The 19052-nt window shown below is 41.3% G+C and carries 15 protein-coding genes and 1 tRNA gene; 4 read left to right on the top strand and 12 right to left on the bottom strand.

Translation table 11 applies throughout. The annotated features are described in order from the left end of the window. Positions 1 to 39: 39 nt before the first annotated feature. From menH to C0W29_RS06085, 3 genes are read right to left on the bottom strand one after another with little or no spacing between them, the layout of a single operon-like run. Positions 40 to 855, bottom strand: coding sequence for a 2-succinyl-6-hydroxy-2,4-cyclohexadiene-1-carboxylate synthase (menH, locus tag C0W29_RS06095; protein WP_045044917.1), 816 nt, complete (start codon positions 853 to 855; stop codon positions 40 to 42). Beyond that, positions 839 to 2569 (bottom strand): 2-succinyl-5-enolpyruvyl-6-hydroxy-3-cyclohexene-1-carboxylic-acid synthase, encoded by a 1731-nt coding sequence (gene menD / locus C0W29_RS06090; RefSeq protein ID WP_107174129.1) that lies wholly within the window; start codon positions 2567 to 2569, stop codon positions 839 to 841. The genes menH and menD overlap by 17 nt, the downstream gene beginning before the upstream one ends. Further along, positions 2569 to 3942: an isochorismate synthase gene (locus tag C0W29_RS06085; protein ID WP_080888917.1), complete on the bottom strand. Its 1374-nt coding sequence runs from the start codon at positions 3940 to 3942 to the stop codon at positions 2569 to 2571. The genes menD and C0W29_RS06085 overlap by 1 nt, the downstream gene beginning before the upstream one ends. Positions 3943 to 4304: 362 nt before the next feature. Here C0W29_RS06085 and C0W29_RS06080 point away from each other — a divergent pair, with 362 nt between their 5' ends. From C0W29_RS06080 to C0W29_RS06070, 3 genes are all read left to right on the top strand, one after another. After that, a complete protein-coding gene (locus C0W29_RS06080) occupies positions 4305 to 5519 on the top strand; it encodes a pyridoxal phosphate-dependent aminotransferase (RefSeq protein ID WP_036793708.1) in 1215 nt (404 codons plus the stop codon). 163 nt (positions 5520 to 5682) lie between these two features. Continuing rightward, a complete protein-coding gene (yfbR, locus tag C0W29_RS06075; protein WP_045067299.1) occupies positions 5683 to 6267 on the top strand; it encodes a 5'-deoxynucleotidase in 585 nt (194 codons plus the stop codon). After that, on the top strand, positions 6267 to 7634 hold the full coding sequence (locus C0W29_RS06070) for an anti-phage deoxyguanosine triphosphatase (RefSeq protein ID WP_045042789.1): 1368 nt from the start codon (positions 6267 to 6269) through the stop codon (positions 7632 to 7634). The genes yfbR and C0W29_RS06070 overlap by 1 nt, the downstream gene beginning before the upstream one ends. A 267-nt stretch (positions 7635 to 7901) precedes the next feature. Here C0W29_RS06070 and C0W29_RS06065 read toward each other — a convergent pair whose 3' ends face one another. After that, on the bottom strand, positions 7902 to 8510 hold the full coding sequence (locus tag C0W29_RS06065) for a tRNA-uridine aminocarboxypropyltransferase (protein ID WP_045043265.1): 609 nt from the start codon (positions 8508 to 8510) through the stop codon (positions 7902 to 7904). Positions 8511 to 8520: 10 nt separating this feature from the next. Between C0W29_RS06065 and rrtA the strand changes: the two genes are divergently transcribed. Continuing rightward, the gene (gene rrtA, locus C0W29_RS06060) at positions 8521 to 9063 is read left to right on the top strand and encodes a rhombosortase (RefSeq protein WP_052671690.1); all 543 of its coding nucleotides are present in this window, start codon (positions 8521 to 8523) and stop codon (positions 9061 to 9063) included. 70 nt (positions 9064 to 9133) lie between these two features. On the opposite strand, the gene C0W29_RS06055 is transcribed toward rrtA, so the two are convergent. From C0W29_RS06055 to C0W29_RS06020, 8 genes are all read right to left on the bottom strand, one after another. Next, positions 9134 to 9430, bottom strand: a complete 297-nt coding sequence (locus C0W29_RS06055; protein ID WP_107174176.1) for a ComEA family DNA-binding protein — start codon at positions 9428 to 9430, stop codon at positions 9134 to 9136. Between the two features lie 137 nt (positions 9431 to 9567). Continuing rightward, positions 9568 to 11460, bottom strand: a complete 1893-nt coding sequence (gene ppiD / locus C0W29_RS06050) for a peptidylprolyl isomerase (RefSeq protein WP_045043266.1) — start codon at positions 11458 to 11460, stop codon at positions 9568 to 9570. Positions 11461 to 11889: 429 nt separating this feature from the next. Continuing rightward, positions 11890 to 12162 carry a nucleoid-associated protein HU-beta gene (hupB, locus tag C0W29_RS06045; protein ID WP_045043267.1) on the bottom strand — a complete coding sequence of 91 codons (273 nt, stop codon included), beginning with the start codon at positions 12160 to 12162 and terminating at the stop codon, positions 11890 to 11892. Between the two features lie 227 nt (positions 12163 to 12389). Further along, the gene (lon, locus tag C0W29_RS06040) at positions 12390 to 14753 is read right to left on the bottom strand and encodes an endopeptidase La (RefSeq protein ID WP_045043268.1); all 2364 of its coding nucleotides are present in this window, start codon (positions 14751 to 14753) and stop codon (positions 12390 to 12392) included. Between the two features lie 197 nt (positions 14754 to 14950). Next, on the bottom strand, positions 14951 to 16234 hold the full coding sequence (clpX, locus tag C0W29_RS06035) for an ATP-dependent protease ATP-binding subunit ClpX (RefSeq protein WP_036793693.1): 1284 nt from the start codon (positions 16232 to 16234) through the stop codon (positions 14951 to 14953). Positions 16235 to 16345: 111 nt separating this feature from the next. Further along, positions 16346 to 16969 (bottom strand): ATP-dependent Clp endopeptidase proteolytic subunit ClpP, encoded by a 624-nt coding sequence (gene clpP, locus C0W29_RS06030; protein ID WP_036793692.1) that lies wholly within the window; start codon positions 16967 to 16969, stop codon positions 16346 to 16348. A 105-nt stretch (positions 16970 to 17074) separates the two neighbouring features. Beyond that, entirely contained in the window at positions 17075 to 18373 is a 1299-nt protein-coding gene (gene tig, locus C0W29_RS06025) for a trigger factor (RefSeq protein ID WP_036793690.1), read from the bottom strand. A gap of 442 nt (positions 18374 to 18815) precedes the next feature. Continuing rightward, a tRNA-Arg gene (locus C0W29_RS06020) sits at positions 18816 to 18892 on the bottom strand. Positions 18893 to 19052: the final 160 nt, after the last annotated feature.

Here is a 19052-nt window from a genome sequence, read left to right as displayed (position 1 = left end):
TACATTTCCCTTATAATTCTCTATCACTTTGCGACGACATTAGTTATCAAGAAACGCTAATAACGCCGTTGTAAAAGCAATAGGTTGTTCAATATGAATATTATGACCAGCATTATCTATAACAGTAACACTTAACTCACAAACCGATGCTAATTGACAAAACTTCGTATCACGCTCACCACATAGATAATGTATGGGTAAAGAAAGCTGCTGTAATTGAGGCAATAACTGTGGCTGTTTAGCAAGTGAAGTTGCTAACATCATTTGTGCAATACCAGAACCTAAATTATCACTCCGCTTCACCACTAATGCTTGTCGTTGCGCCACCGTCAATGAACTAAAAACAGGTTGTTGATACCAGTCTTGTAGTACCTCAGCTAATGGCTGTTGCGCAAAGCGAGCTGCCCAGCGTTGATCATGCTGATAACGGGATTCACGTTCAGCAACAGGCAACCCAAAATGGCCGCCTTCAAGTAACACTTTAATTAATCGTGGTGAATTAACTGATGATATTGAGTGATTTGCCAATGCACAAGCATGATACATAGCCAACCGTGCGCCCATTGAATAGCCAATCAGCACATAATCACCCACCCCACGCTGCTTTAATGTTGCAACCAGCGCTTGATGAATAGCCTCAAAACCACCATCAATGGCCTCAGTTGTCATTTCAGCATTAACAAAAGCACTCAAACCGTGGCCAGGTAAATCAATAGTAATACATTGTTGAGTGGCTGCTAATTGACTAATCACATAACGCCAATCACGACCATTACCTAGTAACCCATGTAGAAAAACCAGTGTCGGCTGAGAAGCGTTAGTTTTAACGCCAAAGGTTTCAGAATAAAGTAGCATGCTCTACCTCAGCAAATAACACTTTAAGCATTTCACCTGCTTCACCCGCTGGCGTTTTGATCTCAACTAATGTGGTACCAACCTCAAGTTGACCGTCACGAATTGCAGTTTCAGCCGCCATCAATGATGTTGGTGCACAATAATTTAACCCAAACATTGCTGCAGCATGACTAAATTCAAAACCATGAGGCATACGATAGAAATCATCTTTTTGCTGAGCAGGAACTGGCAACATATCAAAAATACCGCCACCATCATTATTCGTTACAATAATAACCAGCGGATATTGTTGTTGCTTTAATAATGCCAATGAATTGAGGTCATAAAGTAACGAGGTATCACCAATTAAGCACACTAAAGGTGCTTTTCGAGCTCGTTGCACACCCGCCATTGTCGCGATTAAGCCATCGATACCAGATGCACCACGATTAGCAAATGTCGCTGTTGGTGGTAATTTAGCGCACATATCTAATAAGCGAACAATCATGCTATTGCCCAAAAACAATTCAGTTTGGGGTGCAATCCAATTCATGACATGCGCAGCTAAACCTAGCTCAGAAAAATGTCTACTGTGACTCATCACAATTTTAAAATAACGCCCTGAAGCCTCAGTCAATGGTTGTGCCCATTGTGAATGAGGAGAATCAAGTGTTAATGTCAGTGCGGTTTGTGCCCACAATGCAATATTTGCTTGAATACGTTGACTCCGACGGTGATTAGGATCTAATCGACCAGCGAGTGGGTCTACCAATAAAAAAAACTGCCATGTCTGATTGCTAATTAAGTGTAATAAACGTTTGGAAACTATACGGCCACCAAATTGCAATAAGACTTGTGCTTGTTGAAGATACTGCTGACAGGCACTATTTTGTAACCAACCGTCAAAACCTGCATAGTCACTACTGCCACCCGCTTGCGGATCCACCAGCAATGGCCAGCCTAACCCAGTCGCTAATTGTCGCACGGCATTGAGCTCATTTGCGGCGAGTCGACCAGCAACAATCACCCCTTTTTGCGCACATAACGCTTGCCACTGCGAATGGTTAATATCGGCGGTAGTTGCAGAAAGTAAAGCTTGATGCTGACAATACGGACTATGATCCTGTTGCCACTGCATAATAGGCATCAAATAATCGCTAAAATCAACATCATCGCCATATAACGGCTCAGGATAATGACAATTAAAATGAACCGAACCACCACGAAGTTGCTGTTGCTGCATCACATCATCAACAGCACACAATAACCAATTCGGGCTAATGTCTAAACTTGGGCTCGGTATATCTAAAAAGTGGCTAACATGATCAGAAAAAATGCCATGTTGTCGAATCGCTTGGTTGGCACCACATTGAATCAATTCTGCAGGGCGATCAGAGGTTAATAACACCAGCTTCTCACCAGTGAGCCCTGTTTCTGCCACCGCAGGTAATAAATTCGCAACAGCCGTACCAGAGGTCACGATAACGGCAACTGGAGATTGGGATGCTTTAGCTATCCCTAATGCTAAAAAACCTAGCCCGCGTTCATCAAAATGTGTATGAATAGTGAGTTGAGCTAATTTTGCTGCAGCCAAAGTCAATGGTGTAGAACGAGAGCCTGGCGCAATACATACATGCTGAACCCCCAGTCTCACTAACTCTTCAAGCATTAAACTTGCCCAGCAGCCATTCAATGCAGCACGGTAGGATTGGCTAGTTGTTAATGATGGCAGCATCATGCGCTTTTGTATCCCCTATTATTCATAACTTTATCATTATCAAAACTAGGCTGCTCAAACAAACTACACAAGGTTGATGTTTTGCGATCAAGCTCTTTCCATTCACTATCAGCAACCGATCCCGGCACAATACCTGCGCCAGCAAATAAATGTAAATCATCACCGCTAATCATGGCACTACGAATTGCCACACAGAATTCACTGTGTTTTTGACCAATATAACCGACGGCACCACTATACCAACCACGCGCAAAAGGTTCATGATCAGCAATAAAGTTTAACGCTGCATCGCGGGGTAAACCGGCAATAGCTGCCGTTGGCTGTAAACTATCAAGCAAATTAGCACTAAACACATCATTATTAAGTTGACCATCAATGCTACGTTTCAAATGCTGCACTTTACGCAATTGCACTAATTCAGGCGCTGGAGCGACATTCATAGATTCACATTGCGGCACTAAACGTTCAACAATATCATCAACAACTAAACGATTTTCATAACGATTTTTAGTATCAGCTAATAGCCATTGAGCCAACTGTTGGTCTTCGTGGCTATCGACTCCACGGCCAATCGTGCCCGCAAGCGCTTCTGTTTGTAAAACGCGATCATGGCGCTGAAATAACCGTTCAGGCGTTGAACCAACAAAGCAATGTTCAGCATCTAATGCCATCAAAAAATGAAAGCTATTGCTGTTACTTGCACGACTTGCTTTGAGTAATTGTGCTGGTAATACTGGATGATCAAGTTGTAACGTTGTCCGTCGAGCTAGCACTACTTTTTCAAACTCATCATTAGCAATGCCGGTTAATGCTTGTTCAATCATCGTTGACCAGCCCGCAAAATCAGGACTATAGCTGCGGCTTAAAATACGGCTATCAATATCCGTCACCACTTCAGGTTTGGTCGCTATTTTTTTCAACATAGTTAACATCAATGACTTATCATCACTCATGTTCGCAGCAAGGTGCCATTCACCATCAAAACGAATGATTTCAAGTAGCGGCAAAAAGAAAAAAGAGGATAGACAACGGCGATTACGATCGGTGCGACCATCAAACGAGCGTCCGCCCCATACGCGCTGCTCATCACTAATGACTTTTTCAGCCGTTAATGGATCAGTAAACGTTTGGATTTGCCCTAATGCCACTACTTCCTCACGACAATCTCGGGATTGCCAGTAAAATTTTGGAAATAAAGGTTGTGCATCCATCCAATCAATTAAATCAGTATTTGCAGGTAATTCTAGTTTCACTAGTAATCGTTGTGTTGTTACTGATGCTTGTTTAATTTTAACAACCAGTAATTCAACAGCTTGTTGTAACGCAGTCAAGATAACCTCGCTCAGCTCAATATCACCAATACGGCTCATCCCTGGCTGATAGATAAAAATATGCCAATCATGGACATACTTGGTTCTTTGCTAAAAATAGTCATTATTTCAACGCTTACCTGATGAGGCAAATCATTGATTATCAGCAAAGAAGAATGATCTGTGTATTCTACCTCACTCAATAGCATCTGACTAATGAAGTAAACATCATTCCTTTTGGCGATATTTCAGCACAAATAGCTAAACCTTAATAGTAACTCTAGTTAATACCGCAGCTACTATGGGTTCTTAATAACACAAAACACTATTTTTCCAAATATTGTGCTAAAAGGTGTTCCTTTAAACCAGTTTTATAGTGTAATTTGTGGGGATACCAAAAATTATCATCAGGAAAGTATTATATGCAAAATTTCGGGATGTCATCCAAGCTCAATAATGTTTGTTATGACATACGTGGTCCCGTTCTTAAGCATGCTAAACGCATGGAAGAAGAAGGCCAAAAAATACTTAAACTTAATATTGGCAACCCTGCTCCATTTGGGTTTGATGCCCCTGATGAAATTCTGGTTGATGTGATCCGTAACTTGCCAACATCACAAGGTTACTGTGATTCAAAGGGTATTTACTCTGCGCGTAAAGCCGTTGTCCAGCATTACCAAAAATGTGGCTTATTAGATATTGATGTTGAAGATGTTTTTATAGGTAATGGCGTATCAGAATTGATTGTGATGGCGATGCAAGCATTGCTTAATCATAAAGATGAAATTTTAGTGCCTTCGCCTGATTACCCATTATGGACAGCCGCAGTGTCACTCTCTGGTGGTACCGCAGTACACTATACCTGTGACGAGCAATCTGATTGGTATCCTGATCTAAATGATATCAAGAAAAAAATTGGCCCACATACCCGCGGTATCGTGCTGATCAATCCCAATAACCCAACAGGTGCAGTTTACAGCCGTGAATTTCTATTAGAAGTCGTTGAAATCGCCCGTCAGCATAATCTGATTATTTTTGCCGATGAGATCTACGATAAAATTCTTTATGATGGTGCTAAACACACCTCGATTGCGCCGCTAGCACCAGATGTATTCTGTATTACCTTCAACGGTCTCTCTAAATCATACCGCGTTTGTGGCTTCCGCGCTGGCTGGATGGTGTTATCAGGTGCCACACATAAAGCCAAAGGCTACATTGAAGGCTTAGAAATGCTTTCTTCAATGCGTTTATGCGCCAATGTCCCCATGCAGCATGCGATTCAAACCGCACTTGGTGGCTATCAAAGTATCAATGAATTGATCTTACCTGGCGGACGTTTATTAGAACAACGCGATAAAGCTTATGATTTATTGACTCAAATTCCGGGGATTTCATGTGTAAAGCCAAAAGGGGCGTTATACCTATTTCCGAAATTAGATCAGAAAAAATTCAAAATTGTCGATGATCAGCGCTTTGCAATGGACTTCTTACTTCAAGAAAAAGTATTAGTGGTTCATGGTACTGGCTTTAACTGGAAAAAACCGGATCACTTCAGGATTGTAACGCTACCTCGAGTAGATGATTTGGAACAAGCAATGACCCGCTTGGAACGCTTCCTGCATACTTATCGTCAATAACGGCTAAGTCAATAACAGCACTGAGCAGTAAAATATATTCAGCCTCGGTTCCCCCGAGGCTTTTATTTATCTGCACTAAAATGCTTACCAAGTAATTCCCCTATCATCCCCGCACACTTGGTATACTCAATCCATCAATATTTCGCTATGAGGGAACCATCCCATGGAAAAAAGCCACTTTTTTGCTCACCTAGCACGAATGCGTTTAATTCAACGCTGGCCATTAATGCGCAGTGTTGAAACTGAAAACATTTCAGAACACAGTCTGCAAGTTGCTTTTGTCGCCCATGCACTAGCATTAATTAAAAACCGCAAATTTGCAGGTAATGTCAATCCTGAACGCATTGCTTTATTAGGTATGTTTCATGATGTCAGTGAAGTCATTACTGGTGATATGCCAACGCCGATAAAATACTTCAACCCAACGATTGCTGAAGAATACAAAAAGATCGAGCTTGCCGCAGAGCAAAAACTGCTGTCGATGTTACCGCAAGAATTTCATGATGATTATGCGCCGCTCCTTGATAGCCATAAGCTCGATCCTGAAAATGCAGCTATCGTCAAACAAGCTGATACCTTGTGCGCTTACCTTAAATGTTTAGAAGAATTAAGTGCAGGCAATCATGAATTCACCAAGGCAAAAAAACGCCTTGAAGAAACCTTAGCTGAGCGTAGAACACCAGAGATGGACTATTTTCTGGTCACTTTTGCCGATAGTTTTAATCTAACACTCGATGAGATCAGCTAATGGACAACTTTACTCTTGATCCTCGTTGGCAACAGCGTCATAGCAACGAGCAAAAAATGCGGCGTGATGATCACCGTTCAGCCTACCAACGTGACCGAGCTCGAATCCTACACTCGGCAGCATTTCGTCGCCTGCAAGCAAAAACCCAAGTCCATGGCGCTGGTAACCATGACTTCTATCGTACTCGTTTAACTCACTCGCTTGAGGCCTCACAAATAGGCACTGGCATTGTGGCACAATTAAAATTAAAACAGCCCCAATTCCATTCATTATTATCATCAACCAGCCTGATGGAAAGTATCTGTTTAGCCCACGACATTGGTCATCCGCCATTTGGTCATGGTGGTGAAATCGCACTTAATTATATGATGCGTAATCACGGTGGTTTTGAAGGTAATGCGCAAACATTTCGTATCGTAACGCTATTAGAACCTTATACCGAACATTACGGAATGAACCTCTCACGACGGACCTTATTAGGGTTACTAAAATACCCCGCATTATTGAGTCAAACTACTGCTACAGAGCGAGCGGATGACGTTACTAACTTTCGCCATTTAAAAGCCAAGTTATGGTATCCCGCCAAAGGTATCTACGATGATGATAAAACTGTCTTTGATTGGGTATTAGCGCCACTTTCAGAACATGATCGCCAGTTATTTAAGCAAATGCGTAGTCACAGCCATTTACCTCAGCAACATCATAAAACACGCTTTAAATCACTTGATTGTTCAATCATGGAATTGGCTGATGATATTGCTTACGGTGTCCATGATCTTGAAGACGCTATCGTGATGGGCATCGTTAATCGTGATCAATGGCAAGAAGCCGTTGCATCAAAAATCGCCGAATGTGGTGATCCTTGGCTAGAACAGCGAATTGGTGAGATCAGTGAGCATATGTTTGCCAGTCATCACCAACGTAAAGATGCTATCGGCGCGCTCGTTAATGCCTTACTGACTTCGATTAAAATCGCTCCGACATTGCAAGACGGTATCCATAGTTTTGAAGAGCCATTATTAAAATGGAACGCATACCTGTCACAACCCATGGAAAACGCACTTAATGTACTGAAGCAATTTGTCAGCGATTATGTGGTAAAAAAACCAGAGATTCAGTTATTAGAATATAAAGGCCAGCAATTAATCATGGAGTTGTTTGATGCTTTTGCATCAGATCCTGAACGCTTATTACCGGAAGCAACTCGTAAACATTGGCAAAGTGCAGTTGATAACGGTGACAATGAAATGCGAATTATTGCAGATTATATTTCAGGCATGACTGATGGCTTTTCGCAGCGACTGTACAATACCCTATTTCAACCATCGATTACGCTGGAAATAGGTAATGAAGGGCATGGGGTGTAGAGGTTCGAGGGTTCGAGGGTTCGAGGGTTCGAGGGTTCGAGGGTTCGAGGGTTCGAGGGTTCGAGGGTTCGAGGGTTCGAGGGTTCGAGGGTTCGAGGGTTCGAGGGTTCGAGGGTTCGAGGGTTCGACATTCTCAATACCCTCAACTCATAGTCAAGTATCAATAATAAATTCTCGTTACTTACTGTTGCAAACTCGTCCCTGCTCTTCCCTAGCTTCTGCTCTTCCTCGCCACTCACAAACTCGTTCCTGCTCTTCCCTTCCTTCTCACAAATAATTCTTCTCAAACACCCCTTGCGGCATTTGCTTAATTTGAAAATCTATCATGTGATTAAAAGTCGTCAACAAGGGGCTAAATTTATCATTATCGGCCTCAAAAGCAGACAAGGCTAAATAACCGGCTTCGACTGTTGATACTCCCTGCTCTTTAGGGGATTTACGAATACGATAATTACCACTATCAGCATTATCTAGATTCACCAAAGGCAGATGGTGTAAGTTAGTTGCCAATTGCCACATTTTATAAGCTTTTTTCCAAGTACCATCTAATACAATAACCGTTTGCAAACGATCATTACTTGCTGCTGCAGCAACACTTGATATGGGCACCGCCCCCTCTCCTGGATAAACGATATACACATCACGTTCAGGCTCAGCAAGTAAGCGATTAAGCTCATCATTAGTAGAAAAATCTTCTCCTACCCAAAGTCGGCTATTTGGTAGAGAAAGTGATAATATTCTTGCGGTACCTATCGCACGTTTAATTTCTGATGGGTGCTGTAAGATCCAAATTTCAGTTGTTGCTGTGATGGTTTCAATCCAGTGACAGATACAGGCTTTTTTTGCCTTACCACAGTATTCACAATACCGACTCATTGAGGTTGCCTTGTCTATTCGCAATTACATTATTATCGCATTAATTGTAGGAATTATTGCCCAAATCCCACAACTTCAGCCACTGTTAGTTTGGGATCGCCAAGCAATTCTAAATGGTGAAGTATGGCGGATCCTAACAGGAAATATCACCCATACCAATTGGATTCATCTTTCCATGAATGCTGGTGCGTTTATTATTATCAGCTTTATTTTTCGTGCCCACTTTAATGCGACCCGCTATAGCTTATTAATCATCACGATTAGCCTTATTATTGGGCTAGGCCTTTTTGCTACTCATATCGGCTGGTACGCGGGCTTTTCAGGCGTATTACACGGCTTATTTGGTTGGGGAGCTATTCGTGATATTCAGACCAAAACTAAAGGTGGCTGGTTATTACTATTGGGATTAATCGCAAAAATAAGCTGGGAACAATGTTTTGGTGGCTCAGCCAGTTCAGCTGAACTGATTGGAGTACAAGTAGCAACGCAAGCACATTTAATTGGAGCAGTATCAGGAGTAATTATTGCTCTTAGCATTACTCCTAAAAAATAAACGCACTCTAATATGCAAAAAACGACAGGCTAAAGCCTGTCGTGATAGATAAAACCCAAACCATTAATGACTACAATTTAATTCGATTACGATTTTTATCCACCGTTGACGCCCCAATACCTTTCACTTTGGCAAGATCATCAACTGATACAAATTTGCCATACTTAGTTCTATATTGAATAATATTTTCTGCCTTGTCAGGTCCAATCCCTACCAATAAGTTATCAAGCTGCTCGGCATTAGCATCATTAATATTTACAATAATATCAATGCCTTTATGTTGGTCTGAATTTGCATAAACCGCAGGTGCTAACACTAGCGTACCGGCAACAACGATAGCTTTAAACAGCTGATATTTTACTGTCATTTTCATTCCCTTAATAATTAACTAGAGCACAAATGATATGCAACAATGAACCATTAATAACAGCAACCAAGACTATTTTAAGCAAAAAAAAAGACGAGCCGCACAAGACGGCTCGTCTTTTTACATTACCGTTTCAATTAATCTTTCGATGAGTCTTGCATTGGGTAGCTAATCTCTGCTGATTCACGCAATGTTTTCAACGTGGCAGCAAGATCTTCTTGAGCAAACATTTGCCCAATTTGCTCTTCAAACTGGCTACTTACTTTATCGCCAGCCAACTTCATATTTACAACTTTATCCAGTGCAATGATTTCAACATTACCGTTGTTATCACGTGCCATACCGTAAGTTGCTTTACCTGCTGTTGGCTTAGGTAAGCTAAACGCTACATTTGAAATATTAGCGTCTGGGCCTGAACGATTAATTGTTTGTTCACCAGAGAAGCTTAAGCCATCTTTAGCGACAATATCGTCCTTACCTTTACGTAAGTCTGCAATAATCTCATCAGCTTTCGCTTGTGCTTGCTGCTCACCTTTTTGGCTAGCAACCATCGCATTTACTTTCGCTGTCACATCTTTAAATGGCAGTACTGCTTGTGCACGAGCATCATCAACACGTACAACAATCACATGCTCAGGACCTAACTCAATCACATCTGAGTTCATACCATCATCATGAACTTCTGGACTTTGTAGTGTCTCTTGAACTTGCTTATTCGCCAATACACCTTTTTCTGCTGCAGGTGTGATGTAATCAGTATGAACAATTTTTGCATTTACAGCTTTAGCTGCTGCATCTAGCGAATCAGGTGATTCAAAAGCAACTTCTGCTAACTTACTTTTCAGCTTATAGAACTCATCAGCTGATTGTTGTTGCTGTAATTCGGCAACAATTTTCGCTTTCACGTCAGCAAATGGTTGTACTTTTCCAGGTTTAATACCATCAAGTAAAATGATGTGGTAACCAAATGATGACTTCACTAAACCTGACATATCACCCGGTTTTGCAAGAGCAAAAGCTTCTTGTTCAAACGCTGGGTCCATCATACCTTTCGTGAACCATTCTAGTTTACCGCCATCTTTCGCACTGAATGTGTCGTCAGATGATTGCTTAGCAACTTCAGCAAAATTAGCGCCATTTTGTAGCTTCGCCAGCAATGCTTCAGCTTTAGCTTTCGCGGCTGCTGTATCGCCTTTCACTAATATATGGCTAACTTCACGCTCTTCTGCAGTGCTGAACTTAGCTTGATTATCTTTATAGTATGTTTCAGCAGCTTGCTCTGAGATTTTAATATCTTTGGTTAAGCCTTTACCTGATAGCTCAATGTAAGACACTTTGATTTGTGCAGGTCGAGTGAACAAGTTCGGGTTTTGGTCGTAAAAATCTTGCGCTTCTTTATCTGTCACTTTCACTTTTTGAGTAAAGTCAGCTAAATTCAGCGTTAAAGTACGTACAACACGTTGCTGTGATTCAAGTTTACGTAACTCATCAGCTTCATCGCTCAGTACAAAGTCACTACCTTGTAATGCTGATAAGAACTGTTGACGCAGCATGTCTTTACGGATTGTTTCTGCAAACTGATCCGGTGTAAAGCCCGCACGGCGTAGTGCCATGTTGTATTGCTCGTTATTAAATACACCATCAACGGCAAATGCTGGCATCGCAAGAATTTCTTGTTTAACTTGGGCATCACTAACACTAAGGCCAAGCTTATCAGCACGTTGTTGAATCAGTTCATCATTGACCATACGATCTAATACACTTTGACGGAATTGCTTCACATAAGCAGGATCGCTCATCAAAGTTGAAAAGTAATCGCCCATACGCTGTTGCATACGGTTACGTTCATTTTGGTAAACTTGCTCAAACTGACGTTGGCTGATTTCTTTACCGTTAATCTTTGCTGCAACTTGCTCATTACCACTCGCCAGATAACTGCCGACGCCAGCAAATACAAAAGATAAAATAATTAGGCTTAGAATAATCTTAACCCAGATGCTGTTAGCGCCTTCGCGCAATCGCTCCATCATAATCTGCCGTCTCTCCTACTGTTCGATCTGGCTCGGTTTCGAACTACTATCAAATTTATGCATAATGCTACCGGCATCACCATGATGACCGCACCATACTATTTACTACATGTTATATAACAACAACTGAATAGCTACTGCTATATCGATAACCAAGTCTTAATTAACCTAGTCTTATCAATATAGATAACCTGCGACCGATAAGCCACACACAGCACAGAGAATTGTTACATAAACTCAATTAAACAACATTATAATGAATATCACATTTAATATCCGTCATAATACGTTGTCTATCAGGCTCTTTTATAAGTAAAAAAAGCGCATCAACCGATGCGCCTTTATCGTACCGAAATAAGTATACTCTTTCCGGTAGCAATTTTTAAGCCATGAAAACATGACAAAACAGTGGGCTTACACCCATTGCTTTTAGTTTACAGAATCTTTAAGCGCTTTACCTGGCTTGAAACCAGGAACTTTTGCTGCTGCAATTTGAATCTCAGCACCTGTTTGTGGATTACGGCCTGTACGTGCAGCACGCTCACGAACAGAGAAAGTACCAAAACCAACTAATGCAACCTGATCACCCTTTTGTAGGGTCTCACTAACAGTTTCAATGAATGCATCAAGAGCACGGCCAGCAGAAGCTTTAGAAATATCAGCACTTTCTGCGATTTTATCAACTAGTTGATTTTTGTTCACAATTAGATCCTCTTAAATGAACCTTGATTACAACGCTATGTTTAGATAGATACGTCACGTAATAGTAATCAAATAGAAAAACATTATTGCCTTAATAGCCCACTGTAAATGGCTATCAACGCTTAAAATCAGTTCGCATGATGCGGATTAGATGTACCTTATAGCCACACAAAAAAACGCTGACAAGGTTTTTAGCCTTGAAAGCGTTTTTTCTTTAACTAATTTTGCTATAGGTCACTATTTTGCGCATTGACTAACTCAATGCCTGCTGGATTATTCTGCAATGCTATCGTTAGCACTTCATCAATCCAACGTACAGGTCGCACTTCCAAATCAGCAATCACATTCTCTGGAATTTCTTCTAGATCACGCTCATTTTCTTTTGGAATTAACACCGTCTTAATACCACCACGGTGAGCTGCTAATAGCTTCTCTTTTAAGCCGCCAATCGGTAATACTTCACCACGTAATGTGATTTCACCTGTCATAGCAACATCAGCACGTACTGGATTTCCCGTTAAGCTAGATACCAAGGCAGTACACATTGCAATACCTGCACTTGGGCCATCTTTTGGCGTTGCACCTTCAGGAACGTGAACATGAATATCGCGTTTTTCGTAAAAATCGCTCGCAATGCCCAAACGTTCAGCACGACTACGTACTACTGTCATTGCCGCCTGAATAGACTCTTGCATCACATCGCCCAAAGAACCAGTGTATGTCAGTTTACCCTTGCCAGGCATAGATTCAGTTTCGATAGTTAATAAATCACCACCGACTTCAGTCCACGCAAGACCGGTTACTTGACCAACACGGTTACTTTCATCAGCTTTACCATAATCGCAACGCTGTACACCTAAATAATCTTTAAGGTTTTCTTGGCTAATAGAAACGTGCTTGATGTCTTTGTTCAATAAAATTTCTTTTACTGCTTTACGGCATAGCTTAGAAATTTCACGCTCAAGACTACGTACACCCGCTTCACGAGTGTAGTAACGAATAATGCCAATTAATGCTGAATCTTCAATCGTCAACTCGCTAGGCTTTAATCCATTACGCTGGATTTGCTTATCAAGTAAATGATTTTTAGCGATGTTCAGTTTTTCATCTTCGGTATAGCCAGAAAGACGAATAACTTCCATACGATCAAGCAATGGTCCTGGAATATTCATTGAGTTCGACGTTGCCACAAACATCACATCAGATAAGTCATAATCAACTTCTAAGTAATGATCGTTAAACGAACTATTTTGCTCAGGGTCTAATACTTCCAATAATGCTGATGCTGGATCGCCACGCATATCAGAAGACATTTTGTCAATTTCATCTAATAGGAATAATGGGTTTTTCACTTCCACTTTTGCCATTTTCTGAATTAACTTACCTGGCATAGAACCAATGTAAGTACGACGATGACCACGAATTTCCGCTTCATCACGCACACCACCTAATGCCATGCGTACGTACTTACGTCCGGTTGCAGCTGCAATAGATTGCCCTAGAGAAGTTTTACCCACACCAGGAGGACCCACAAGACAAAGGATTGGACCCTTAAGCTTATTAACTCGACTTTGAACGGCTAAATATTCAAGAATACGTTCTTTAACACGCTCTAAACCATAGTGATCAGCGTTAAGAATTTCTTCCGCTTTAGCGAGGTTCTTTTTAACTTTAGAGCGTTTATGCCAAGGCACACTTAGCATCCAATCAATGTAGCCACGAACTACCGTTGCTTCAGCTGACATCGGTGACATCATCTTCAGTTTCTGTAATTCTTGCTCGGTTTTCTCACGAGCTTCAGTAGGCATCTTAGATTCTTCAATCTTCAGCTTTAACGCTTCAAATTCATCAGGTGCATCATCAAGCTCACCCAGTTCTTTCTGGATAGCTTTCATTTGTTCGTTAAGATAGTACTCGCGCTGACTCTTCTCCATCTGCTTTTTAACGCGTCCACGGATACGTTTTTCAACTTGCAGTAGATCAATTTCAGATTCCATCATCGCCATCAAGAACTCTAATCGTTCTGTGATATCAACAATTTCTAGTACTTTTTGCTTATCGGCTAATTTCAGAGGCATGTGCGCTGCGATAGTATCTGCAAGGCGCGCTGCATCATCAATGCCATTAAGGGATGTTAATACTTCTGGTGGAATCTTTTTATTAAGTTTAATAAAGCCTTCAAACTGACTAATTGCAGTTCGAACTAAAACTTCCTGCTCACGCTCATCCATTGTTGGCGTAACCAAAAATTCAGCATTAGCAGTAAAAAACTCATCATCAGCAAGATCTTCAACTTTGGCTCGTTGTTGGCCTTCGACCAACACTTTTACCGTACCATCTGGTAATTTCAATAGTTGAAGAATCGTTGCAACAGTACCAACATCATAAAGATCAGTGATCGACGGTTCATCTGTGGAAGCTTCTTTTTGAGCAACCAGCAGGATCTGTTTATTGTTTTCCATTGCCGACTCAAGGCAACGAATTGATTTTTCCCGGCCCACAAACAATGGAATAACCATATGAGGGTATACCACTACATCACGTAGAGGTAGAACCGGGATCTCAAGGCGCTCAGAACGCTCCAGGTTCATATTCTTCTCTCTTCCTGTCCATACTAATCGTATTAAATAACCCAACTGGATACAGTACAGTTACTTAATACGATTAGAGTTAGCTTATATTGAGTATATGGGGGTGAAGCATCAAGTTTCAATGTATGAAATGTCAGAAAATAGAAAAGGAGGCAAAAGCCTCCCTTTTTTAGCTTTTATGTGCAGATATTAAGCACTTACTCAGCACTAGCCGCTTCTTGTGTTTCTGTATTTTCGAAAATCAGTAATGGTTCTGACTCACCGTTAATTACAGACTCATCAATAACAACTTTACTAATACCTTCTAGAGACGGAAGCTCATACATGGTATCAAGTAACACTGCTTCAACAATAGAACGTAGGCCACGAGCGCCTGTTTTACGATCCATTGCTTTTTTAGCAATTGCAATCAAAGCATCATCGCGGAATTCTAACTCAACGTTTTCAAGTGCTAGTAATGCTGCATACTGTTTAGTAAGGGCATTCTTAGGCTCACGTAGAATTTGAACTAGCGCTTCTTGGTCAAGTTCACCAAGCGTTGCTGTAACAGGTAGACGACCGATGAATTCAGGAATTAAACCGTACTTCACCAAATCTTGTGGTTCAACTTTCTTAAACAAATCACTTAATGTATCTGTTTGGTCTTTTGAACGTACATCAGCAGCAAAACCGATGCCAGTACCTGTTGCTACACGTTGCTCAACAACTTTATCTAGGCCGGCAAATGCACCACCACAGATAAAGAGGATCTTAGAAGTATCAACTTGCAAGAACTCTTGTTGAGGATGCTTACGACCACCTTGTGGCGGAACAGAAGCAACAGTACCTTCGATCAGTTTCAGCAATGCCTGCTGAACACCTTCACCTGATACATCACGTGTAATTGATGGATTATCTGACTTACGTGAGATTTTATCGATCTCATCGATGTACACAATGCCGCGCTCGGCTTTGGCTACGTCATAATCACATTTTTGTAGCAGCTTTTGAATGATGTTTTCAACGTCTTCACCAACATAACCAGCTTCAGTTAAGGTAGTAGCATCAGCCATTGTAAACGGTACATCAAGCATACGCGCTAATGTCTCTGCTAATAATGTTTTACCACTACCAGTAGGACCAATAAGTAGGATATTACTCTTACCTAATTCAACGCCATCACTATTCTTGTCGCCATTACGTAGACGCTTATAGTGATTGTATACAGCAACAGCCAACACTTTTTTAGCGTGTGATTGGCCGATGACATAATCATCTAAGTTGTTACGAATTTGTTGTGGAGTAGGCAGCTCGTCGCTATCGCTTTTCGTCATCACTTCTTTGATTTCTTCGCGAATAATGTCGTTGCATAAATCAACGCACTCATCACAAATATAAACAGAAGGACCGGCGATTAGCTTGCGAACTTCATGCTGACTTTTGCCACAGAAAGAGCAGTAAAGTAGCTTGCTACTACTTCCCTCTTTTCGCTTATCTGTCATTCGCTAACCTCTTTATTGGGGTATCCCATCATTGTCTTGTCTTGAGTGTATAACAAGTCGACTTATTTTGCTTTACTAAACCCGCATCGCGAATTGCAAAATAAAACTGTTTTAGTCGCGCTTACTCAATACCGCATCAACAAGACCGTACTCTACTGCCTGATCTGCAGACATAAAGTTATCACGATCTGTATCACGCTCAACAATTTCTAATGGTTGGCCAGTATGTTCAGCCAGTAACCCATTTAAACGTTGTTTAATTGTTAAAATTTCTTGTGCATGGATTTGAATATCCGATGCTTGGCCCTGGAAGCCACCAAGAGGTTGGTGAATCATAACGCGTGAATTAGGTAGACAGTAACGTTTACCCTTAGCGCCGCCAGCCAATAGGAATGCACCCATTGAACATGCTTGACCCATACATACTGTACTTACATTTGGTTTAATGAACTGCATGGTGTCATAAATTGACATACCTGCAGTTACAGAACCGCCTGGAGAGTTGATGTAAAGGAAGATGTCTTTGTCTGGGTTCTCAGACTCCAAAAATAGCAACTGGGCTACAACTAAGTTAGCCATATGATCTTCAACCTGACCGGTTAAAAAGATCACGCGCTCTTTTAAGAGACGGGAATAAATATCGTAAGAACGCTCACCACGAGAAGTCTGCTCGACCACCATAGGTACCAGCGCATCCATAATCGGTGACATGCCGTTTTGTGCTTGGTAGCTCATAATCTTATTTCCCTAAAATAAATGGCCCGAATGAAAGTATTCACACGGACCATTGTTAGCAGAAGACTTGAGAGAATGTCAAATCTCTACAGTAATTTCAGTAAATTAAGCAGCAGGATTCATTAGATCGTTGAAGCTAACTTCTTTATCTGAAACCTGAGCTTTAGCTAGAAGTGCGTCAATTGCTTGCTCTTCTAGAGCAACGTTGCGCATATTGTTCATTAGCTGCTCGTTGCTTTCGTAGTATTTAACTACTTCTGTTGGATCTTCGTATGCAGAAGCCATTTCAGCGATAATTGCGTTAACACGCTCTTCGTCTGCTTTTAGCTCTTCTGCTTTAATTACTTCACCAACTAGTAGGCCAACAACTACACGACGCTTAGCTTGCTCTTCGAACAATTCACGTGGTAGTTCAGGCATGTTCTTAGCATCGCCGCCAAAACGTTGTGCAGCTTGCTTACGTAGTGCTTCGATTTCTTGATCGATAAGCGCTGTAGGAACTGCGATGTCGTTCTGCTCAACAAGACCGTTAAGAACTTGATCTTTGATGCGACCTTTAACAGCTTGCTTAAGCTCACGTTCCATGTTCTTACGAACTTCAGTCTTAAGACCTTCAACAGAACCGTCTTCAACGCCGAACTTAGCAACGAACTCTTCAGTTAGTTCAGGTAGCTGTTGTGCTTCAACTTTATGAAGAGTGATAGCAAACGCTGCAGATTTACCTTTTAGGTTTTCTGCGTGGTATTCTTCAGGGAAAGTTACTTCTACAGTAAACTCGTCGCCTGCTTTATGACCAACAACGCCTTCTTCGAAACCAGGGATCATACGACCTTGGCCCATAGCAAGTGCGAAACCTTCAGCTTTACCGCCTTCGAATTCTTCGCCATCGATAGTACCAACGAAATCGATAGTTACACGGCTATCTGCTTCAGCTGCTGCTTCAACATCAGTCCAAGTTGCTTGCTGCTTGCGTAGTGTATCTAGCATGCCGTCAACGTCAGCATCAGTTACAGTTACAACTGGCTTCTCAACAACAACTTTATCTAGACCCGCTAGTTCGATCTCAGGGAAAACTTCAAAAGAAGCTTTAAACACTAAATCTTTACCTTCAGCAATTTCTACTGGAGTGAAAGTTGGTGCGCCTGCTGGATTGATCTGCTCTTTAACGATAGCTTCGATAAAGTGGCGGTGCATTACTTCACCTAGGATGTCTTGACGTACAGATGCGCCAAACATTTTAGCAACCATCTTCATTGGTGCTTTACCTGGGCGGAAACCGTCGAAACGACGAGTTTTAGCAATTTTACGTAGTTCAGCAGCAACTGCATCTTCGATGTTTGCAGCAGGAACTGTAATAGTTAGGTGGCGTTCTAGACCTTCAGTGGTTTCAACGGTAACTTGCATTATATTTAACCTCAAAACTTAACTCAGCGTTTTCTGAGTGGTGTTGCCGAACAGCCATTTACTGACGGTGGCATCCTTTCGTGTTACAGCTCGAAAACCATAACGCCTAAATTCTTTCTTAAAGAGTCTGATACGTAGAGTTCCTACTTATCAGAGCGCGCTATTATAACGGCACGCAAGCGCGACGTCGAGGTAGATACCTTACAACGAAACAATCTCTTTAATAACTGCATTACAAGATAGGGCCTATAAATATCATTTCAAGGGGAAAAATGAAAAAAATCGCCTTTAGACGTTTTTTTTTAGTTTAAATGTTGGAAAAACGAGCTAATTAGAAAAATTTTCAGCAGTAGTGTCTGAGAAAAATAGGCTTGGAATAATAGCAATAGTAGAAAAAGGGAGTTTTATTAACGAGGAAAATTACAGCAAGAAGAGAGAAAGATGGTACGCCCTGCAGGATTCGAACCTGCGACCACATCCTTAGAAGGGACGTGCTCTATCCAGCTGAGCTAAGGGCGCATCATGGTGTAACTGAGGTTACGAGGCAAGATTATACGTAGCTATAAGGTAAGGTCAATCCCTTTACTTCATTTTTCATGCTTCAAACAACTGACTGGTTAAAGATACAACAAAAAACACATTTTTAAGGATATTTTTAAGATAAACAAAGGCTCAGTAC

This window comes from Photobacterium kishitanii, assembly GCF_003026355.1.
Classification (GTDB): Bacteria; Pseudomonadota; Gammaproteobacteria; order Enterobacterales; family Vibrionaceae; genus Photobacterium; species Photobacterium kishitanii.
This window is presented reverse-complemented; position numbering and strand designations above follow the sequence as displayed.